Raw genomic sequence first — 16,797 nt, 5'->3', positions numbered from 1 at the left:
CGATTACAAGTTCACTCGTTCGAGTCAGGGTGGCCATGTCACCCTGGGGCTGACGCGAGCGGAGTGGATGGGTGAGATGCCGGACGACAGTGCGATCACCAAAGCATCGGGGCCTGATGCGGACCATATGACTCGCTGGTGTCGCGATCTTCTTCCGAGCCTCCTGGTGGAGGTGTGCCAGTGCGCAGATGCCGAGGCGGTCGCCATCGGCGAGGACGTGCTGGCGCGGGCGACCGCGTTCAGCAGGCTGCCGGACAAGACGCGTGAAGTGCTCGTGGCGCCGTTCCTGGAGGAGGTGTTCGACCACGAGCCGTACCCCGTGTCCCTGAGTTTGCTGGGAGCCACGGCGGTGGTCGTGCGCAACAGCAAGTTGGAAGACGCGCACGTCGAGGGCAAGGTCGACACCGGAGGGCTGCGTGCGTTCACCACCGCCGCGGCCGCTCCGCTGTCCCATCTGCTTGGGGCAGCTCGCCGACACCCGATCGATCTCGTCGGCGACGATCCGTTCGAGGGCTTGGACGTCCGGTACCCGAGAGCGTGGGCGTGCCTGGAAGTGCTGGCGGAGGTGGTCGAGTCCGACAGCGGGCGGCAGGCCTACCGCACGACCACGAGCGACGGCCTCCCTACGCTGCCGCGAAACGAGGAGATCGTGCCGTCGCAGGTCGCGCGCACCGCTTCCGGAGGGATGGTGTTCAGCGGAATCAATCCCCGCTTCGACCAGGAACTGATCAACCAGTTGTCGGTGGCGGTGCGGGACCAAGAGCCCTCGGTGCTCTTCGTGTCGGCGTTGAGCAGGCTCTCCCGCAACTCCGACAAGCAGCTGCGAATCATCGACCTGCTACTCGCCCACAACGTGACGATCCTGACCACGAACTACTTGCTCAGGCCTCACGACGTGTGGGTGCGTCGCCAGCTCCTGGTCAAGCCCAACAGCCGCACCCCGCTCGATGGCCTACGAAGGCGCCAAGGCCTCAGCGGGACGCATCGGCAGGTCGTCACAGAGCTGCTGGCAACGGGCGGCCTCGCCTGAGGCGTCGAGCAGTTCGATTCCGACCATGTCGTCCGGCGTGCCCAGCGCGAACGACGCTGATTGTGAACGAGAATGACGGTACGATCCGAGGGAAAAATCAGTTCGAGCTGTGGACGACAACTGGTTGACTGATTCCCTCGTCGCCACGAGGGAGAACCAGCGTGAACCCCGCCGAATCCGCCGACGCGGAGCCATCCGCATCCGCTCCACTACCCGCACCTGGGAGAACGTCGGAGCCGTACCGCCACGATGCTGCGCTTGTACCGGCTCTGGCGCGGTTGGCCGACGCTGCATGCGATGGTGTCGCCGACCCCCACGAGGCGAGTTTATGGGCTCGGCAATTGTCGGAACAATCGGATCCGGCGGTGAATCCCTGCGCAGCCAATGTAGTGGTCACTGCATTTCTTTACACCTTGTTCCACGACGATATCCCGGTCGCCGGGGCGAACTTGAGGCCGATCGACGGTCCTTCGATGCTTCCGGTCGCGTTGAAGGACACCTCGGGTGACATCCGCGCCGCTTGGCTGGCGCTGGCGGCTGAAGTCACACATCCGGTGGCACGTGCGCGCTTCTACGACATCGTGTTCATCCTGCGCCTGATGTCGAACAGCCGACTTGCAGCCGAACGCGCCGCTCGTGCGTACCTCGACGCGGTTGGAGGCAGCCAACGACTTGAGGCGCAGGCCACCGGCCTGGTGAGGGCTTGGACCTTGGCACGTTCAGTCGGCGCCACGGCGCTGGAACAAGAGGTAGCCGAGGTCATGCTCGGCATGGCCGCTGACTTGGTCGAATGCGATGACCATCCCTACGTGGTCTCGCCTTTGCTGTGTGCCCTGATCGAGCTTCCTCGCCGCAAGTCGGGTGGGGTGATCGATCCGCGGGTGGACGTTGTTCTCGACCGAGCGCTGCGTGCATACCCTCAGGTTCACGTCATAAAAGACTTCGCCGCGATCGTGAGGAAACGAGCTGCAGGTGACGCAGTACGAGTCGAGGCCGCCAACCGGTGGTTGATCGAAGCGATGCTGGCCGAAGCGCGTGCCGCCGCCGAGCCCATGATCGTTCGGACGTTGTTCCACGAGGCTGCCTCGGTCGCGCGGCAGCTCGGCGTGGCGGACCTCGAGAAGGTCGCGGTTGCCGGGCTCCAAGCGGCGCCGGCGTTGAACTGGGAGTCGACCTTGCACAAGATCGATATTCCAGGCTCACTGTTCGATGCTTATCTGCCTGGGTTCAACAAGGCTACCGGCTGGCGAGAGGCGTTGAGGATTTGGTTGCACTCCGATTCCCCGACCGGAGAGTATGAGGGAAACCTCGCGACGACCCAGCAGGTTCAGCAACATTCGTTGATCCGCTACCTCACCACGACGGTGTTGTTCCGCGACGGCGACATGCCAGCTCGCACCTTGTCCGGTGACGATGCCGTCTTCGCTCGAGATCTGGTCCGCACCGAGCTTCATTGCCTGGGCACGTACGGGGTGTTCTTGGCCAACGCTCTCAACGTGATCGCCGCCCGATTTGGCATCCCACCTCGGGAGGAGCTTGAGACCTTCCTACGAATCTTGGGAGGCGACCCTACGCTGATGAACGTTCTCGCCACGGCATTGCAGTTGTTCTGGGTCGCCGAGTACGACGCCGCTGTGCACTTGGCGGTGCTCAAAGTGGAATCGGCGGCACGAGCGCTGCTACTGGAGATCAACGAGCCCGTCTACCGTGCCGCAGTCGGTGATGCCGCCGGCCAGTTCCCCGGCCTGGGAAGCCTGCTGCAGTTGTTGCTGGACAACGGCTTCGACCGTGATTGGGAACGATTCCTGCGTACCTTCTTGCTTAGTGACGGCTCCAACGTCCGCAATCTCGTGGCACACGGCTTCAGCCACGACATCGGTGCTCTCAACGCTGCCGTGGCGTTGCGGGCCATGGCGGTGCTCGCGCTGATCGCGCCCGAACACGCCGTTCGACGTGACGCGACGACTGTCCGAGCGGCCTTGGCCAACCCGATCAGCGAGCGACCACGCCGCACCTGGTGGGGACGCGTCGTGGCTGCGGCTTTGGTCGCTTGGTACGAGTTTCGCCGCTGCTGAACGGGCACGTTCACGTGTTGGTCACCAGGCGAACAGCTAGTCGTCGGTCTACACGCCGCTTTGGCCACACCGGACGCAGTGATGCGGAAGCGAGTTCTTCGACGACACCTTCGCTCAACTCGACCGCAGCGTCGACCGCCTCACTCTGATGGCCAACACGCCATTGCGGTTCCTCGCTTCCGAGTGGTGCCTGTGGCAAGGGCGCCGGGCAACCGCCGAGTGGTATCCAGTCCGGCCCCGAGTGCCGTGCCCGCCTAACCGAGCAAAGCGGTCCCCGACTCGACCGGCGGCTGACTGCGGTGTCTCGGTGTCATCGGCCACGCGCTAGGGGAGCGGGAGCCGGTCACGCGCTCAGACGACGCTGCTCACGGCGCGGACACCGATGTTGGGCATGGCCCTATTCTTGGTCGGTGGTCTGCTCGGCGGTGTCGAGCCAGCGAGGGTCGCGCCAGTCGCGGCAGCCAGCCAGGGCCGGGTCGTCCGGGTCCACGCCGTTGGCCACGGCCATAGCCCTGTACGAGGCATACAGCTCGTGTCCGCCGTCGCTGATCAGTGCCTCGTCGGGGCCGTTGACCCGCACTTCCAGGTTGTGCTGCGCGCCGCGCAGCAGGAAACCCGCGCAGGTCAACGGTTTGGTCGGGTCGGCGGAGTTGTGGCAGCCGAAGCGTCCTTCCGAAAGGTCATGCGCGGTGCGTGCGGAGTGCTGGAACGCCTCCGGCGGGAACGTCCCTACCGGCGCGTCCGCCCGCCACGGGCACGGCTCCACGTCCGGCCCGAGGGTTTCGGGCCCGCACAGCTCGGTCCGGAACCGCACTCCGGAGCCCTGCACGCTGAGTACACCCCACCCGCTGGCTCCGTCGTACACCGAGACCGTTGGTCCCGCGTACCGCTCACTCATCTCGCCGCTCCTTGTCGTCATGGCTGGCTCCCGGCGCGGTCCAACAGCCAACACGTTGAGGATCTGGTCCGCGACGTCGTCGATTGCCCCGGTGTCATTGCCCACCCCGCCATCGGCCTCATCCGGTCCGGCCTCGACTATGACCCGCCGACCAGCTAGGCCAGCAATGCCCCCACCGCCCAGCCTCCGCCGCCGCAGACTGCCGCGCGGGCACCGGACCCACGTGGGCAGCTGTGCCCATCGCGTCCAGCACTTCCGCGTCCCGAACACCCCGCGCCTCGTCGAGCGCCAACGCCGAGGAACACCCCGTCGTCGGTAAGTCGGTCATCCCCGCTCCTTGCGGCTGTCCACCCGCAGGCGGACGCTCAGCAGAACACGTGCTTGGCGAACGGAAGCCCGCGCGGGCCGCACGCCACTGGCCGAGACCGGAGGTACCGACCCAGCGCGACTGCATCCTGGCAGCCCCCCGACGTTGGCAGGACACCGCAGGTCTCCGGCCCGGAAGTCCTCGACTGACTACGGCACGCCGTACTAGGCGACGCCCCGAACGTCGTCTGCGCTAAGCAGGGGCTTGCCAGCCCAAGCAGTCCTGCAATCTGTCTGGATCCGCTGCAAGCGTCGAAGTGACCGTCGATCCCTCCAACCTTGGCCTGGATAACCCAGGACTGGGCCTTCTGTTCCTAGTTGGCGAACCACAGGTCAGCCGATTGGGCGTCCGCCACGTTTAAACGGACCGGGCAACTCATACAAACAGTTTCTGTAAGATCTGTTGTTTCAGTGTTTGCTGAAAACAATCCGTGTCAGTGGATGCCTCGTCATGAATCGGAACAGGGAAGACTCGTCGATGGCCACGCTGCCGCGTGCGGCGATGACAGTCCGGCGTGTCGGGTTTCAACCGGCCGCTCTCGGCTCGTATGGTCTGATGCACCATCGCCCGGAGGTCGCGGGGCTCGGGCGATGGGTCGGGGAACGACCTGCACGACAATCTGCCCTGAATGGTTGGCTAGTGCACCTTGAGAAGTACTCCGTGCGCGGGTTTCGTTCGCTCGCCGACATCGCGGACATCCCGATCAGCAGTCCGACGATCCTCGCCGGTCCCAACGACGGTGGTAAGACCGCAGCCTTGAGTGCGCTGGGATTCCTTCTCGGCTCGCATACCTTGACCGAGGACGACAGGTCTTACCTCGCCAGTGAGTCCGGTGGCCGTTGCGCGATCACCGAGGTCATCGGCGACTTCCGCGTTGATGCTTGGGAGCAGGAGAAGTTCGGACTTCCCGCAGAAGTGCGGATTCGGCGCTGCGCCGAGGCGGACCTCTTGCCACGCTACGAGGTCTGGGGACCGGTGCCCGATGACGAAGAGCTCCGGGATCTCAGCGGAAAGCTGGTGCCCGAGCTCAAGGATCTGGCCACCCAGTTCGGAATCCGGATTCCGAAGCCGACGAAGCCGGTTCTGCTGGCCAAGTTGGTCGAATACGGCCGGGAGCACTCCAGCGGCGAAGGCTGGAGCGGGATGCCTCCGACGTTGGTCGACCGGCTCCCGCGCATCGCGGAGTTCGAGGGGCATTCCTTGAACCCCGATGCGGCGATCCGGTCCGTGCTGGCGGTTCGGTTCAAGGACTACGTGGCTGAAGAGGCCGTCCAAGGGCGCGTTCGCGAGTTGGAGGGCAACGCGCAGGACTGGCTGAGCATTCAGGCCAAGCCGCTGGCCGACCACATCGTCGAGGTCTGCGGCGACATCGCCACGGTCACCGTCGAGGCCGATGTGAGCTTCACGCCGACCTTGAGGTCGACCTCGTTGCGGCTGGAGCGGGCGTCCGGCGAACAGGTCCGGCTCGACCATTCCGGGCGGGGCAGTGCTCGGCGTGTGTCGATGGCGGTGTGGGAGGGGACCAGTTCACTGCTGGTCGAACCGGCTGGCGACGAGGTCGACCCGGAGGTAGGACCCCCGGTGCAGGTCATCGTGGCCTACGACGAACCGGACACGCACCTGGACTACCACTTCCAGCGCGAGGTCATGGGGATCATCCGGAGGCAGGGCGCGGCGGAGCACATCAGTGTCGTCGTCGCCACGCACTCCATGAACCTCATCGACGGCGTGGACATCCGCGATGTCGTGCTGCTCAAGCTGGACGAGGCGCGCCGAACGGTCGTGCAGCGCCTGGGCAATGCCGAGCACTCGGAGTTCGACCGCCACCTCGGCGCGATCGCCGCCGCGGTCGGGTTGCGCAACTCCGTGCTGCTCCACGAACGGTGCTTCCTCGCTGTCGAGGGTGAAACCGAGCAGTTGGCGTTTCCGATCCTGTTCACCCTCTCCGAGGGCATGTCATTGCAGGCCGCCGGTATCGCGTTGTGGGGGTGCGGGGGCAACGACGGTGCGCTGAACCTTGCCAGGTACCTGCACAAGCACGGGCGCAGCGTGATGCTGGTGATCGACGCGGACAGCGAGCGCAAGAACAAGATCTTCAAGAAGAGCAACCTGACCCGGCACTTCGGCCAGGACAAGGACAAGGTGTCCAAGATGTTGGGCGAAAAGTCGAATGCCGACGAACTCGAGGAGATGTTCGACGACGAAACCTGGGCGAGGACCGCGAACGAGGCATGGCCCCGAGACGGTGGTTGGACGCCCGAACACTTCGCCGCTCATCGCGGGCAGAAGAAGTTCAGCGCCGGGCTCGAGTACATGCTCAAGGAGCACTGCGAGCAGCATCCGTCGGGCAAGCCGGAGATGCTGTGGGAGCTCGTCATCCGACTCGACCGGCGGGAGGACGTGCCGGAGGAACTCCGGGACGTCTTCGCCGAGTTGCGGTCACTAGCCGGCTAACAGGTCTTCGGCCGATCGGTCGCGCCGAGCCCTTCGCGCGAGCATCCGTTCTTTGCGTTGCGCCGCGGTGGGCTCGGCCCACTGGTGCCATCGCACGGTCGGAGCCCAGCGTTGGAGATGCTCGTCCCGGTCCACACCGCACCAGCGGCAACCGTTCGGGTTGGGTACCGGTACCTCGTCGTTCTCGTGCATCCCCATCGCCCCTTCCGTCCAGGTAGTTGTACCCCGGAGGTACGACATTTTCTGGATACGTGCCCGGAAGGTGGGCGTGCTGACTCGTTGAGCACCGACGAAGCGCACGGCCTGCTTCGCCAGACCTCCGGTCAGGCGGTGAGGCTCGTTTGGCCGGGGCTACCAGCTCCTTCACGCAGACGTGAGCGTGGTCAGCTGCCAGCCTCGGGTGGGATGAACTGTGAGTGTCGGCGCTGCAGGTAGGCGCGACTCGTTTCCTCGGTCGATACCAGCTCGAGGGCCGCGCGGATGGCTTGCACGCGGCGCTCGGCTTGGTCGAGCAGTTGTCCCCAGGTAGTGACCCAGATCCTGTAGTGAGGGTTGTTGGTGGTGAGGCCTGGCCTTGAGGGGTCGCTGTGCAGGTTGCGCACTGCTTTGTCGATCGCGGTGCCTACGAGCCAGAAGTCCCAGTCGTGAGGTGTTCCCTGCACCTCGGGGTGCTCAGTGATGGCGGCGGCGTAGTTGTTGATCTGGCCGAACTCGGTCATCGTAAGCGTCATAGGGCGCTTGAGCTCGACCACCAGGTGGCGAGTGCGTTCGCTTTCGGGCAGGTGGCGGGAGAAGACCATGTCCACTCGGCCACGACGACCTGACGGCAGGAGTACGGGACTGGACGCGAATGCGACGTCGTCGTCGCCGACGATCGTCTGCACGACTCGTGTGAGCCCTGACTCGGACAGTGCCAAGCTCCACTCATCACCGAAAACCCAGGGCTCGCTGACGAGCATAGGGTGAAGTTGATCGACCTCGCGGAAAGCGGACTTGGTTTCGTCGGAGTACAGGAGCCCTCGAAGGCCGTGCAGGAAGTCGGACCGGTCGGCGATCGTCTGCGCTGCACGGACGATCGAAGAGAGCTCGGTGCGCTCCAAGAGATCGATCAGCACCTCCTGCTCTTCGTCTGACAGGTCAAGGATCGCGTTCAATGCGCGGTTGGTACGCGTGGGTTTGGCGCGCGTCATTTCCTGGAGGAGCCGGAGCGACAGCTTCTTCTGCTTGTGGTCCCGCCCAATGGCAGGGCTGGCAACCACTGCGACGACGTCGAAAATCTCCCGCTCTACCTCTTCTGCGGCGCTGCGAGCCTCGCCGAGGTACGGGTAGACACCCTCGGCCTTCCACTCGGCGAGGATGCGGCCCTTTTGCTCGTCCAGTCTGCCGTTGAGGTAGCCAGCCAACGCGTGTTGTGCCGCCCCGAGCAATTCGCCATGCCGCATCTCGGGTACTAGAAGATCCGCGGGCCGCATCAACTCGGGATCGCGAAACCCCTCCCATCGGAGATAGGCGGTCCAGTGTATTGGTGCGGGCGGCAAACGGGCTGGCTTGTACTCGGTGACCACAGCGCCACGGTCATCGCAAAGGTACATCGTCTTGGACTTCATGTCCGTGGCCCACTCGACCACCTGGAGCCGAGCTGTCCCCATGCCCGACTGAGCTGCCAGATCCACATCGAGCTCGAGCTCGACCGTCTGGTTGACATGTGCCTGTGGATCGATTCGTCGCCCGAGATGAAGCACCGTCACCTCGGGCAAGGCGAACAGAGAAGAGGCCAGTCTCGCAGTGAGCGGAAGATGGATGTCGCCCTCGGCGATGCTCACGACACGCGATGTTTGCCGCGCGTGCAAGCGGACGGTGGTCCCGGTGGGTCCGTCGCTCGGGAACGGGCCGTCGAACGAGAATTCATGTGGTGCTCGGCGGTATCCCTGGATGACAGTCTCGCTGAACGAGCCGCTGTCCTCGGATACTGATCTCCACTCGACGCGGTCGGCGACGGCGTAGGCGAGGAAGCGCCCGCGACCGAGTTGCCCGTGCAGCGGCCGGTTGATGTTCGGAGAGAACCTCTTCGCCTGCTTCCACGACTCGCTGTGCGTCAAGAAGAGGTCGTGCACGTCAGCGTGGGGCATTCCATGCCCGTTGTCGCTGATGATGATCTCGACAGGGGTGTCGATGCCGTCGACGAGGACGGTCGTTTCGACGTTCGTCGCTTCTGCATCGAGCGCGTTCCAGATCAGCTCTGCCAGGATGTCGACCGCGCTCGCGCGCTCGACCACGGGGCTGAGGATCGTGCCCTTGCCTGCGCGTACTTGCTTGGTCTCCACCGGCACAGCTTACGGATCAGGGACGACGCTGCCGGACTGCCGTCGATGCGAAATCGGCAGCTTCCGTGCACACCGGTTGCACAGTGTCCGTACCTCGAACACGATTGTGTTCAAGGACCCGATGTCGACAAAGTTTCGTTGGTAGCGTTCGGCTCCACACATCAAGGTTCTACAGCGGTCAGGGAGTCAAGCCACCATGGGGTCGCGCTACAGTCCACTGGTCACCGAGTCCGAGCTCATCAACTTCCTGGTCGAAGTATTCGAGGCGAGTGGCTCGGTGGTGATCGCTGAGTTTCGCACCAGCACGCGCCGAAGCGTCGACCTGTTGGTTCGTGGTGATGAGCGTCGCGGCACCCCTGACCTGCTGATTGAGGTCAAGAACAACCCGCCGCAAACTCATACTCGGCTTCAGGAAGCTGTCGAACAGCTTCGTCGGTACGGCGAGGAGTATATGAAGCACTTTCGGCGCCGTCCACAACTGGCGCTTGCCACCCCAGGTGTGTTATCGCGTCCGAGCTTGAGCTATCTCGCCGATCAAGGGGTGAGGGGATACGACCGGTACTGGATAGCTGAGTCAGCCGAGCGTGTCGGTCTGGGTGCACGCGTGCAGGAGATCTTGGGGCACGTCGACCTCAGCCGTGAAGGCCAGGTTGAGAGCGACGGGAGGAAGCTTGACATCCTGCAAAGCGCTGAGCAGGAACTCGTGACCAGGCTACAGCAGATTCCGGCCGGTCGCAGCCACTGGAATCCTTACCAGCGAGTCTGTCTCGACATCCTGGACCATCTCTTCAGTCCTCCGCTCACCAGGGGCAGATGGGAGGTCTCGAATGCAGCCAAGATCAACCGGCGTGACATAATCATGCCGAATTACAGTACGGAAGGTTTTTGGTACCATCTGCGCCAGGCGTACCGGGCGGATCATATCGTCATTGACGCGAAGAACTTCGCTGGTAATGTGAGCAAGAATCAAGTTCTTCAAATGGCAAATTACTTGTCCCGTCACGGCACGGGTCTGTTCGGAATAATCGTAACTCGCACAGGAGGAGATAAGTCGGCTCTGTATGTGCGGCGCGAGCAGTGGATGATGCACGACAAGATGATCCTCGTCCTGGACGACTCTGATCTTGTTCAAATGTTAACCAATCGGTCGGAAGGTGATAAGTCTGAGTTGTTAATGCAGCAGAAGATTGAAGACTTTCGATTGGATATCTAGAATACTGTAAAGCTTGCTCTTTGGTGATTTCGCCTTTGGGCGTGGGCGAAAGGCAGTCACGAGCATCATCCAGCTGGTGCTGGCGGGCCCCGAGCATGTCGGCCAAGGTCTCGCTGTTCTAATTCCCTGTCTCGACCGTGGTTCGGGTTAGCCGCAATGATCGCGAGTGTTGATCCTCGGGCAGCCCGTTCCATGCGCTCTCGATGGCCGAGCCGGATCACCCTGGAGTCGCTGCTCTTGGACGATGTTGACTGGATCAGAGAGAACGAGCTCTACGCTGACGACCTGGTGTTGGTGGGCGACGAGTTCGGTGGCTGGCGCGGTGGGTTCTCCGCCGAGTGGAGTTGGCGGTGCTCGCTTAGCGGCTAGTCCCCCGTTCCACCGATCCGAGCGAACGCGCGGGCGTTAAAAGGGGGCCGTGCACCGGGCCGAGCCCCGGTCGACCGCACACCCGCGGGCTTGAAACACCACCTGATCACCGATGGCGGCGGCATACCGTCGGCCGTTATCCTGACCGGCTGCAACACCGCTGATGTCACCCGACTCCTGTCGCTGGTGCACGCGATCCCACCGATTCGAGACAAGCGTGGTCGCCCCCGCCAACGCCCCGAGACGGTATTCGGCGACCTCGCCCACGACAGTCGCGCTACCGCGCAGCGTTGCGGTGACTCGGGATCATCTTGATCCGGCCTGACAAGGCACAGGCCACGGATCCAGCCTGGGCGCCATCCGCTGGGCCGTGGAACGCAGCAACTCCTGGCTGCACCAGTTCCGCCGCCTCCGAATCCGCTGAGAACGACGAGCCGACATCCACGAGACCTTCCTGAGCCTGGCCTGCGCCCTGATCTGCTACCGACGACTCCACTAATTCTCATAGGAGCACTTACACTGATGACAGGATATTCGACTGATCTCGAGTCGAGTTGGCCGCAATCGTGCGTTGTGGCGTGGCTCGAGTACGGCCTCTCATAGGTCGGTTTAGCCTTCTTGGTCGGCAGTGTGGCGTAGGGGGTTAGGCGCTGGATGGATTTCGATCGCGATAAGGCGGCAAGCGGGGCATGCCAGAGCGCCGCAGTGACCGAGGCGTCGATCATGTTCCCGGCGGATAGAGGAATCCTACTTAACCATTCGAGTGGCTATTAAAAGGTTTACGGTGTAAGTCGTTTGAGAGGATAGGGCTGGCTCGGCGGCTGCGGATTTCGTGGAATTTGCCGGCATCGTTTCCTGATTGAGTTCCTTCGGCAATGTCCGCAATAGTGCGGTTTAAACATGCGCGCTTGTCTCGTTTTGATTACGATGTTGCGCGGTGTCATGATTTTGGCAGGCATCTGTTGTCCGCCTCATCCGACTGGTGGTAGCTGATTTATGGGCTGAACTTAGGATGGGTGATGTGGCAGCAAGGTGATGACACTTACTCATGAGGGGGTCGCAAGCTGATGACGCGTGCTAGACGAAGCACTGTTGCACGCAGTGCGGTTGGTGTTAGGGGTTCTCAAGAACATGCGATTACCTTCACTGGGAAGGTAATCGCCACTAATGTCGGATTGCACTTTCCGGACAACTTATCGTACTCAGCGTGGATTCGGGCGGGGCAGAAGGTGGCTAGGATCGCCAATTCGTCTGCATGGTTTACCGGTGATTGGCTAGCTTGCGGGCAAGTCAGGTACGCCGACCAGTATCGGGAAGCCGCCAAAGCTGTTGGGCTTGAATACCAGACTGTGCGTAACTACGCCTGGGTAGCACGCCGGTTTCCGATTGAGCGGCGTCGGGAGAATCTGAGCTTCCAGCACCACGCTGAAGTAGCGTCGTTAGCCCCGTGCGAGCAAGACCGCCTGCTTGCCGCTGCCGAGAGAGCAGGGTGGTCGCGCAACGAGTTGCGCACACAGGTGCAGTGCACGCGTCAGAGCGGTAAACCTGTGGACGTTGGCCCGGTGGTGCAGCCGTTGAAGGTCGATCGCAGGCAGGTCGACCGGTGGATGCGCGCGGCGAATCATGCAGGCGTCAGCTTGGAGTCTTGGATGATTGGTTGCCTGGACAAGGCCGCGAGTAGCGAGTTGACCGCCGCCGCTGAGCCCGCCGCGAGCGCTGGACTTATGGACTGGTCGCCTGCAAACCGCACTAGCCTGTCATATACTCATCATCTCCCGCCTACGCTGAAAGCATAGAGTTTGTTGTTGTGGCCGGGGCAGCCGTTAGGGCAGACGTTCGCGTAGTAGTAACCCGAACCCCAGTACACAGTGCCGTTGACGACGGCCGCGCCACTAAATACCGAGCCGCCGCTTGCGAAGCTCCACCGCAGTCGACCAGTTATGGCGTCGAACGCGTACATGTTCGGGCCGGTCGGTGCGGACGACCCGCCGAACACCACGCCGTTGGCGCTGCTGACGAACGCGTCATCTAACCAGTTACCGGTGTGCGATTGTGGGTCGGCCACCTGCCACGCGATCTTTCCGGTGGCCGCGTCGAGCGCGACGAACCCGCCGCCGGTCGTGGTGGAGGTGCTGCCGTCGGCGGCTGTCAGGGTCCACGGCACGTGGTCGCCGTTGCCAATCCCCGCGTAGATTTGCCTGCCGTCGGTCGACGTGCCCCATTGGATGCCGCCGAGCGGGCCGCCTGGCCCGGCTTGCGTGCGCCAGACGACCTCGCCGGTGGTTGGGTTCAGCGCCCAGTAGACGCCGCTCTTCTGGCCGATGCCCAGCAGGTCGACGTGCCGCCCGTCGCGCACGGTCGTATACAGGTTCGGGCCCGCGCCAAAGTCGAAGTCCGGGCCGCGGTCGGGCTGGAAGATCGTCCATGTGTCGGCGGTCAGCGTGTGCGTGGCCCAGCGCAGCGCGCCGGTGCGCAGGTCCAAGCCCAGGACGCTGTCGAAGTGGTCGTCGGGTGACGGCGGCGAGCAGTCGGTCTGCTTGGGCTGCTCGCACACGCCCGCGGGCACCGAGTAGTTCTGCCCCGTGCCCACGTAGACCAGGCCGCGCTTGCGGTCGACCACCGGTTGGCTGCCCCACACCGCTCCGCCGGTGTAGCCCTCGGGCACGGTATGCGTCCGCCACAGCAGGCGGCCGGTGGCCGCATCGAGCGCTACGACCGAGCCGCGGAACGTCATCGGCTCCGCGATGATCGACGCCTTGGACGACACGCCCACGTACAGCACGCCGTCGTCGACCGTCGGCGCCCCGGTGATGATGGCGGTCGGGTCGTCGTCGACCACGGCCACCCAGTTGCGGTCGCCCGTGCGCGCGTTCACCGACGCGATCTGTGCGCCCTTGCGGGTGTCCGCGGTGAGCAGGTTGGTGCCGAAGAACAGGTCACCGTTCCAGTACGCCGGGCTGGTGCGGGACACGTCCCCCGGCACCCCTGTGTACTCGCCGATGTTGCGGCCCCAGACCTTTTCTCCGCTGCGCGCGTCGACCGCCCAGAGCTTGCCGCCCCAGTCTGGCACGTAGACGGTGCCGTCGACGACGGTGGGCGTGGCCGACACGTCGCCCTCGGTGGTAAATGTCCACTTAGGACTGAGGAGGTTGACGTTGCGCGGGCTGATCTCCCGCTCGGACGCGGAGTGTCGGGTGTTGTGGTTGTTCTGCCCGGCGCTGGGCCAGTCGGCGGGCCGCGGCGACCCATTCGCCATGGCCGCGCTCGGCGCGAGCGGCACGGCGGCGGTCAGGACGCTCACCGCTATGACGGCCCCCCATCTTCTCCACTTGGCGGACCTGGTCAGGCGCTGGGAGTGCGGCACGCGGGATTCCCCTCGTTGGTCGTGGTGTCAGGAGCGGTCACGGAGAGCGGACCGGGATGGAGGGCCAAGCCGCCGGGGCGACGTCGACCGAGCCGGGCGGGTCCTCGGGGCCGATTGGTACCCCCGAAACCTGTTCCAGGAACCGGCGCGCGGGCGCGTTGCGGCGGGTGGGCCGGTGTCGCAGGCGGACGGTGGCACAGCCCGCCGCCCGCGCTTCGTCGCACAGGCGCGCGAGCACGTCGGTTTCCACGCGGCGGTTGAGCATCCGGCAGCTCATCAGGAACACCGGCACGTTCAGCACGTCGCCCTTGGCTTCGGCGAGCGCCAAGCCGACTACGCCGTAGTCGCCGAAGGCGTCGCGGACGCGCACCACCCGGCCAAGCCCGCCCCCGTCGAGGAACGCTCGCAGTTCGGGCGCGGTGCGCACGGCGCCGGTCGTGGTGAACTGGGTCGTCCGGAAGGTCAACTGCGCCGCACGTTCCAGCGAGCGGTCGTCGATCGGTTCGAGCGAGACCTCGATCCCACAGCGCGCCAGGAAGTCCTCGTAGTCCACAGTGGATTGTCGAAGCGCGCGGCGCTCGCCCTCCGCCGCGTACCAGTCCGAGCGCAGCCGATCCTCTTCGGTCACGGCCAACTGGTCGAATGCGGGCTCGGCTAGCAGTTGCCGCCACGCCCGCGCGCCGTCCCGGTCAACCTCGACCACCGCGACTTCAGGCAGTCGGGCGCGCACCGACGCACACTCCACCGGGTCGTCGTCCACGAACACGAACGAGTCGGGTGCCAGACCCAGCTCGGCGGACAGCTCCAGCAGGAGGTCTGGCTTCGCGCCCCAGCCCACGCGGCGCGCGGTGACGTCCCGCAGCGACAACCCCATTCCGGGGTTCTGCTCGAACACGGCGCGCACGTCGGCGTCCTCGTTGCGGCTGCACAGGCACAGCAGCTTGCCCCGCGACCGCTGGTCGAGCAGGAACTCCTGCACGCGCCGGTGCCCCGCGTCGACCTCGACCCCGAGCGGGCCGTCCTCGCCGCACACGCCGGTCCACAGCGTGTTGTCGCAGTCGAGGACGACGACCTTGCGCGGCTTGCGCCAGGTCGCCGCCGCCAAGCGCACCACGCGGTCGGCCAGCGCGTCGGAGAACTCGTCGGTGTAGGGCAGGTGCGCGACCCGCTCCGCGTACTCGTCGTGGACCTCCGGCACGCCGTAGTGCTCGGCGAGGTCGTCCACCGGCACCGCGTGCACGCTGGGGAGCGCCGACACGGCGGCGGCGACGCGTTCGGTCGCGGCGGCGACCCGGTCTCGGGTCGCCGGGTCGGCCACGGCGCGCGGGGAAGGGGGAGTGGTGGCGACCAGCCAGGTCGCGGTGCCGCGACCGGACGCGGAGCCCAGCGCGGACAGCACTTCCGCGAGCAGGTCGTCGCCGAGGTCCTCCACGCGCAGCAGCAGGGCGTTCACCCCGGTGTTGCCCAGCAGCGGACCCGCGGGGTCGAGCAACGGCTCCACCACCTGCCCGTACGGCGCGGCCGTGACCTCGCGCCCGAGCGGCGCGGCCAGCAGCGCCGCCCGCGCGACGATCCCGTCGGCGGTGAACGTCGCCGCCACCACGATCCCGGCGGTCACGTCGCCCGGCCTTGCTCGCGCACCGCAGCGGCGACCTCGGCGGCGGTGGTCGTGTCGCGCAGGGCGTGCACGGGCAGTTCCACGCCCAGTTCACGCCACACCCGCGACAGCACGCGGACCGCGCGCAGCGAGTCGCCGCCCAGCGCCCCGAACGGCGCGTCGCGGTCGACCTCCGGCACACCCAGCACGTGGCGGAACGCCTCGATCACCGTGCTCTCGGCCCGTTCGTCGGAAACTGCCTGAATTCTCTCGTCCGTCACCTGTGCACCCTCATGTCGACCGGACACGGACACATTCACGTGAATCGGGAATCGAATTGCGCGAATAGACGCGCTGCGGTGGATGAATTCAAGTCTAGGGAGGACGTGTGGCGACCGCAACCATTGCCGGTGCGGTTCGGCCAGGAGTACGCATTGGAGTGCACTGTCGCGCCGTCGGATGGCAAGGAGAATTCACGTGCTGCTGTCGGGAGCCGATGTCGAACTGTTCGCGCAGGTCAGCGGGGACGCCAATCCGCTGCACGGGTCGGCCGAGCACGCCCGTGCCACGCCGTTCGGCGGGATCGTCGCGCACGGCGTGCTCGCGCTGATCGCCGCGCTGGATGAAGCGCGCCCGCGGTGGTCGGGCGTCGCCGTCCTGGACGTCGAGTTCCGCGGTCCGGTGCGGCCGGGGGTCGACTACCGCGTGGAACTCGAGGCCGAGGCGCTCCGGGTGCTCGACGGGAGCCGGGTCTGCCTGTCGGCGTGGTGGAGCACGGGCCCGGTGGCCGACCTGTGCCCGACGGCGGTCGCCCCGCTCGCCGCCGCCGAGTCGAGGACCACCGCCGACCTCGCCCCCGGCGTCGGCGTCTCCGGCGAGTACGGGCCCGGCGGCCTGCCCGCCCTGGAGCACCGGTTCCCGCACGCCACGGCCGCGCTGGGGCGTGGGACGGTGCTGGGCCTGCTGTGGTCGAGCTACCTGGCGGGCATGCGCCTGCCGGGGGAGTGGTGCCTGCTCGGCGGGCTGTCGCTGCGGTCGCGGGCCGACGAGCCGGGCGCGCCCGGGGCCCGGACCAAACCCGCCGACGTCGCGGCGCACGCCCCCCC

The 16,797-nt window shown here is 65.3% G+C and carries 12 protein-coding genes and 1 pseudogene; 8 read left to right on the top strand and 5 right to left on the bottom strand.

What is annotated here, in order from left to right; all coding sequences use genetic code 11:
* Positions 1–76: 76 nt before the first annotated feature.
* Together ACFWW9_RS14560 and ACFWW9_RS14555 are read left to right on the top strand one after the other, a co-directional pair.
* A complete protein-coding gene (locus tag ACFWW9_RS14560) occupies positions 77–1,030 on the top strand; it encodes a hypothetical protein (protein WP_390376481.1) in 954 nt (317 codons plus the stop codon).
* A gap of 161 nt (positions 1,031–1,191) precedes the next feature.
* A complete protein-coding gene (locus ACFWW9_RS14555; RefSeq protein ID WP_390376478.1) occupies positions 1,192–3,105 on the top strand; it encodes a hypothetical protein in 1,914 nt (637 codons plus the stop codon).
* A 397-nt stretch (positions 3,106–3,502) separates the two neighbouring features.
* Here the strand turns inward: ACFWW9_RS14555 and ACFWW9_RS14550 are convergent, their stop codons facing one another.
* A complete protein-coding gene (locus ACFWW9_RS14550; protein WP_390376475.1) occupies positions 3,503–4,003 on the bottom strand; it encodes a DUF6283 family protein in 501 nt (166 codons plus the stop codon).
* A 1,006-nt stretch (positions 4,004–5,009) separates the two neighbouring features.
* On the opposite strand from ACFWW9_RS14550, the gene ACFWW9_RS14545 reads away from it, so the two are divergent.
* Positions 5,010–6,824, top strand: coding sequence for an ATP-dependent endonuclease (locus ACFWW9_RS14545; protein WP_390376472.1), 1,815 nt, complete (start codon positions 5,010–5,012; stop codon positions 6,822–6,824).
* Positions 6,825–7,207: 383 nt separating this feature from the next.
* Here ACFWW9_RS14545 and ACFWW9_RS14540 read toward each other — a convergent pair whose 3' ends face one another.
* Positions 7,208–9,148 carry an ATP-binding protein gene (locus tag ACFWW9_RS14540; RefSeq protein WP_390376469.1) on the bottom strand — a complete coding sequence of 647 codons (1,941 nt, stop codon included), beginning with the start codon at positions 9,146–9,148 and terminating at the stop codon, positions 7,208–7,210.
* Positions 9,149–9,344: 196 nt separating this feature from the next.
* Between ACFWW9_RS14540 and ACFWW9_RS14535 the strand changes: the two genes are divergently transcribed.
* The 4 genes and pseudogenes from ACFWW9_RS14535 (at position 9,345) to ACFWW9_RS14520 (ending at position 12,526) form a co-directional block, all read left to right on the top strand.
* A complete protein-coding gene (locus ACFWW9_RS14535; protein ID WP_390376466.1) occupies positions 9,345–10,361 on the top strand; it encodes a hypothetical protein in 1,017 nt (338 codons plus the stop codon).
* Between the two features lie 384 nt (positions 10,362–10,745).
* Entirely contained in the window at positions 10,746–11,045 is a 300-nt protein-coding gene (locus tag ACFWW9_RS14530) for a transposase (RefSeq protein WP_390376690.1), read from the top strand.
* Positions 11,046–11,058: 13 nt separating this feature from the next.
* Positions 11,059–11,229, top strand: a pseudogene (locus ACFWW9_RS14525) (transposase); the annotation flags it as partial.
* 568 nt (positions 11,230–11,797) lie between these two features.
* Positions 11,798–12,526: an LmbU family transcriptional regulator gene (locus tag ACFWW9_RS14520; RefSeq protein ID WP_390376463.1), complete on the top strand. Its 729-nt coding sequence runs from the start codon at positions 11,798–11,800 to the stop codon at positions 12,524–12,526.
* On the opposite strand, the gene ACFWW9_RS14515 is transcribed toward ACFWW9_RS14520, so the two are convergent.
* The 3 genes from ACFWW9_RS14515 to ACFWW9_RS14505 all read right to left on the bottom strand — a co-directional run bounded on the left by ACFWW9_RS14515 (position 12,499) and on the right by ACFWW9_RS14505 (position 15,972).
* On the bottom strand, positions 12,499–14,031 hold the full coding sequence (locus ACFWW9_RS14515; RefSeq protein WP_390376460.1) for a PQQ-binding-like beta-propeller repeat protein: 1,533 nt from the start codon (positions 14,029–14,031) through the stop codon (positions 12,499–12,501). The two genes, ACFWW9_RS14520 and ACFWW9_RS14515, sit on opposite strands and share 28 nt — an antisense overlap.
* A 100-nt stretch (positions 14,032–14,131) precedes the next feature.
* Positions 14,132–15,712, bottom strand: coding sequence for an HAD-IIIC family phosphatase (locus ACFWW9_RS14510; RefSeq protein ID WP_390376457.1), 1,581 nt, complete (start codon positions 15,710–15,712; stop codon positions 14,132–14,134).
* Positions 15,709–15,972, bottom strand: a complete 264-nt coding sequence (locus ACFWW9_RS14505; protein ID WP_390376455.1) for an acyl carrier protein — start codon at positions 15,970–15,972, stop codon at positions 15,709–15,711. The genes ACFWW9_RS14510 and ACFWW9_RS14505 overlap by 4 nt, the downstream gene beginning before the upstream one ends.
* Positions 15,973–16,168: 196 nt before the next feature.
* Between ACFWW9_RS14505 and ACFWW9_RS14500 the strand changes: the two genes are divergently transcribed.
* Positions 16,169–16,797 (top strand): MaoC/PaaZ C-terminal domain-containing protein (locus ACFWW9_RS14500; protein ID WP_390376452.1); only part of this gene is annotated, 629 nt, incomplete at its 3' end.

The organism is Umezawaea sp. NPDC059074, from assembly GCF_042738955.1.
In the GTDB taxonomy this organism is placed as follows: domain Bacteria; phylum Actinomycetota; class Actinomycetes; order Mycobacteriales; family Pseudonocardiaceae; genus Umezawaea.
Note: the sequence above shows the minus strand (reverse complement) of the source record. Positions and strands in the feature narration are given on the sequence as shown.

Coding starts and splice junctions, on each gene's coding strand:
- ACFWW9_RS14560 (WP_390376481.1), top strand. CDS start 77: ATGCCGGACGACAGTGCGATCACCAAAGCATCGGGGCCTGATGCGGAC.
- ACFWW9_RS14550 (WP_390376475.1), bottom strand. CDS start 4,003: ATGAGTGAGCGGTACGCGGGACCAACGGTCTCGGTGTACGACGGAGCC.
- ACFWW9_RS14535 (WP_390376466.1), top strand. CDS start 9,345: ATGGGGTCGCGCTACAGTCCACTGGTCACCGAGTCCGAGCTCATCAAC.
- ACFWW9_RS14520 (WP_390376463.1), top strand. CDS start 11,798: ATGACGCGTGCTAGACGAAGCACTGTTGCACGCAGTGCGGTTGGTGTT.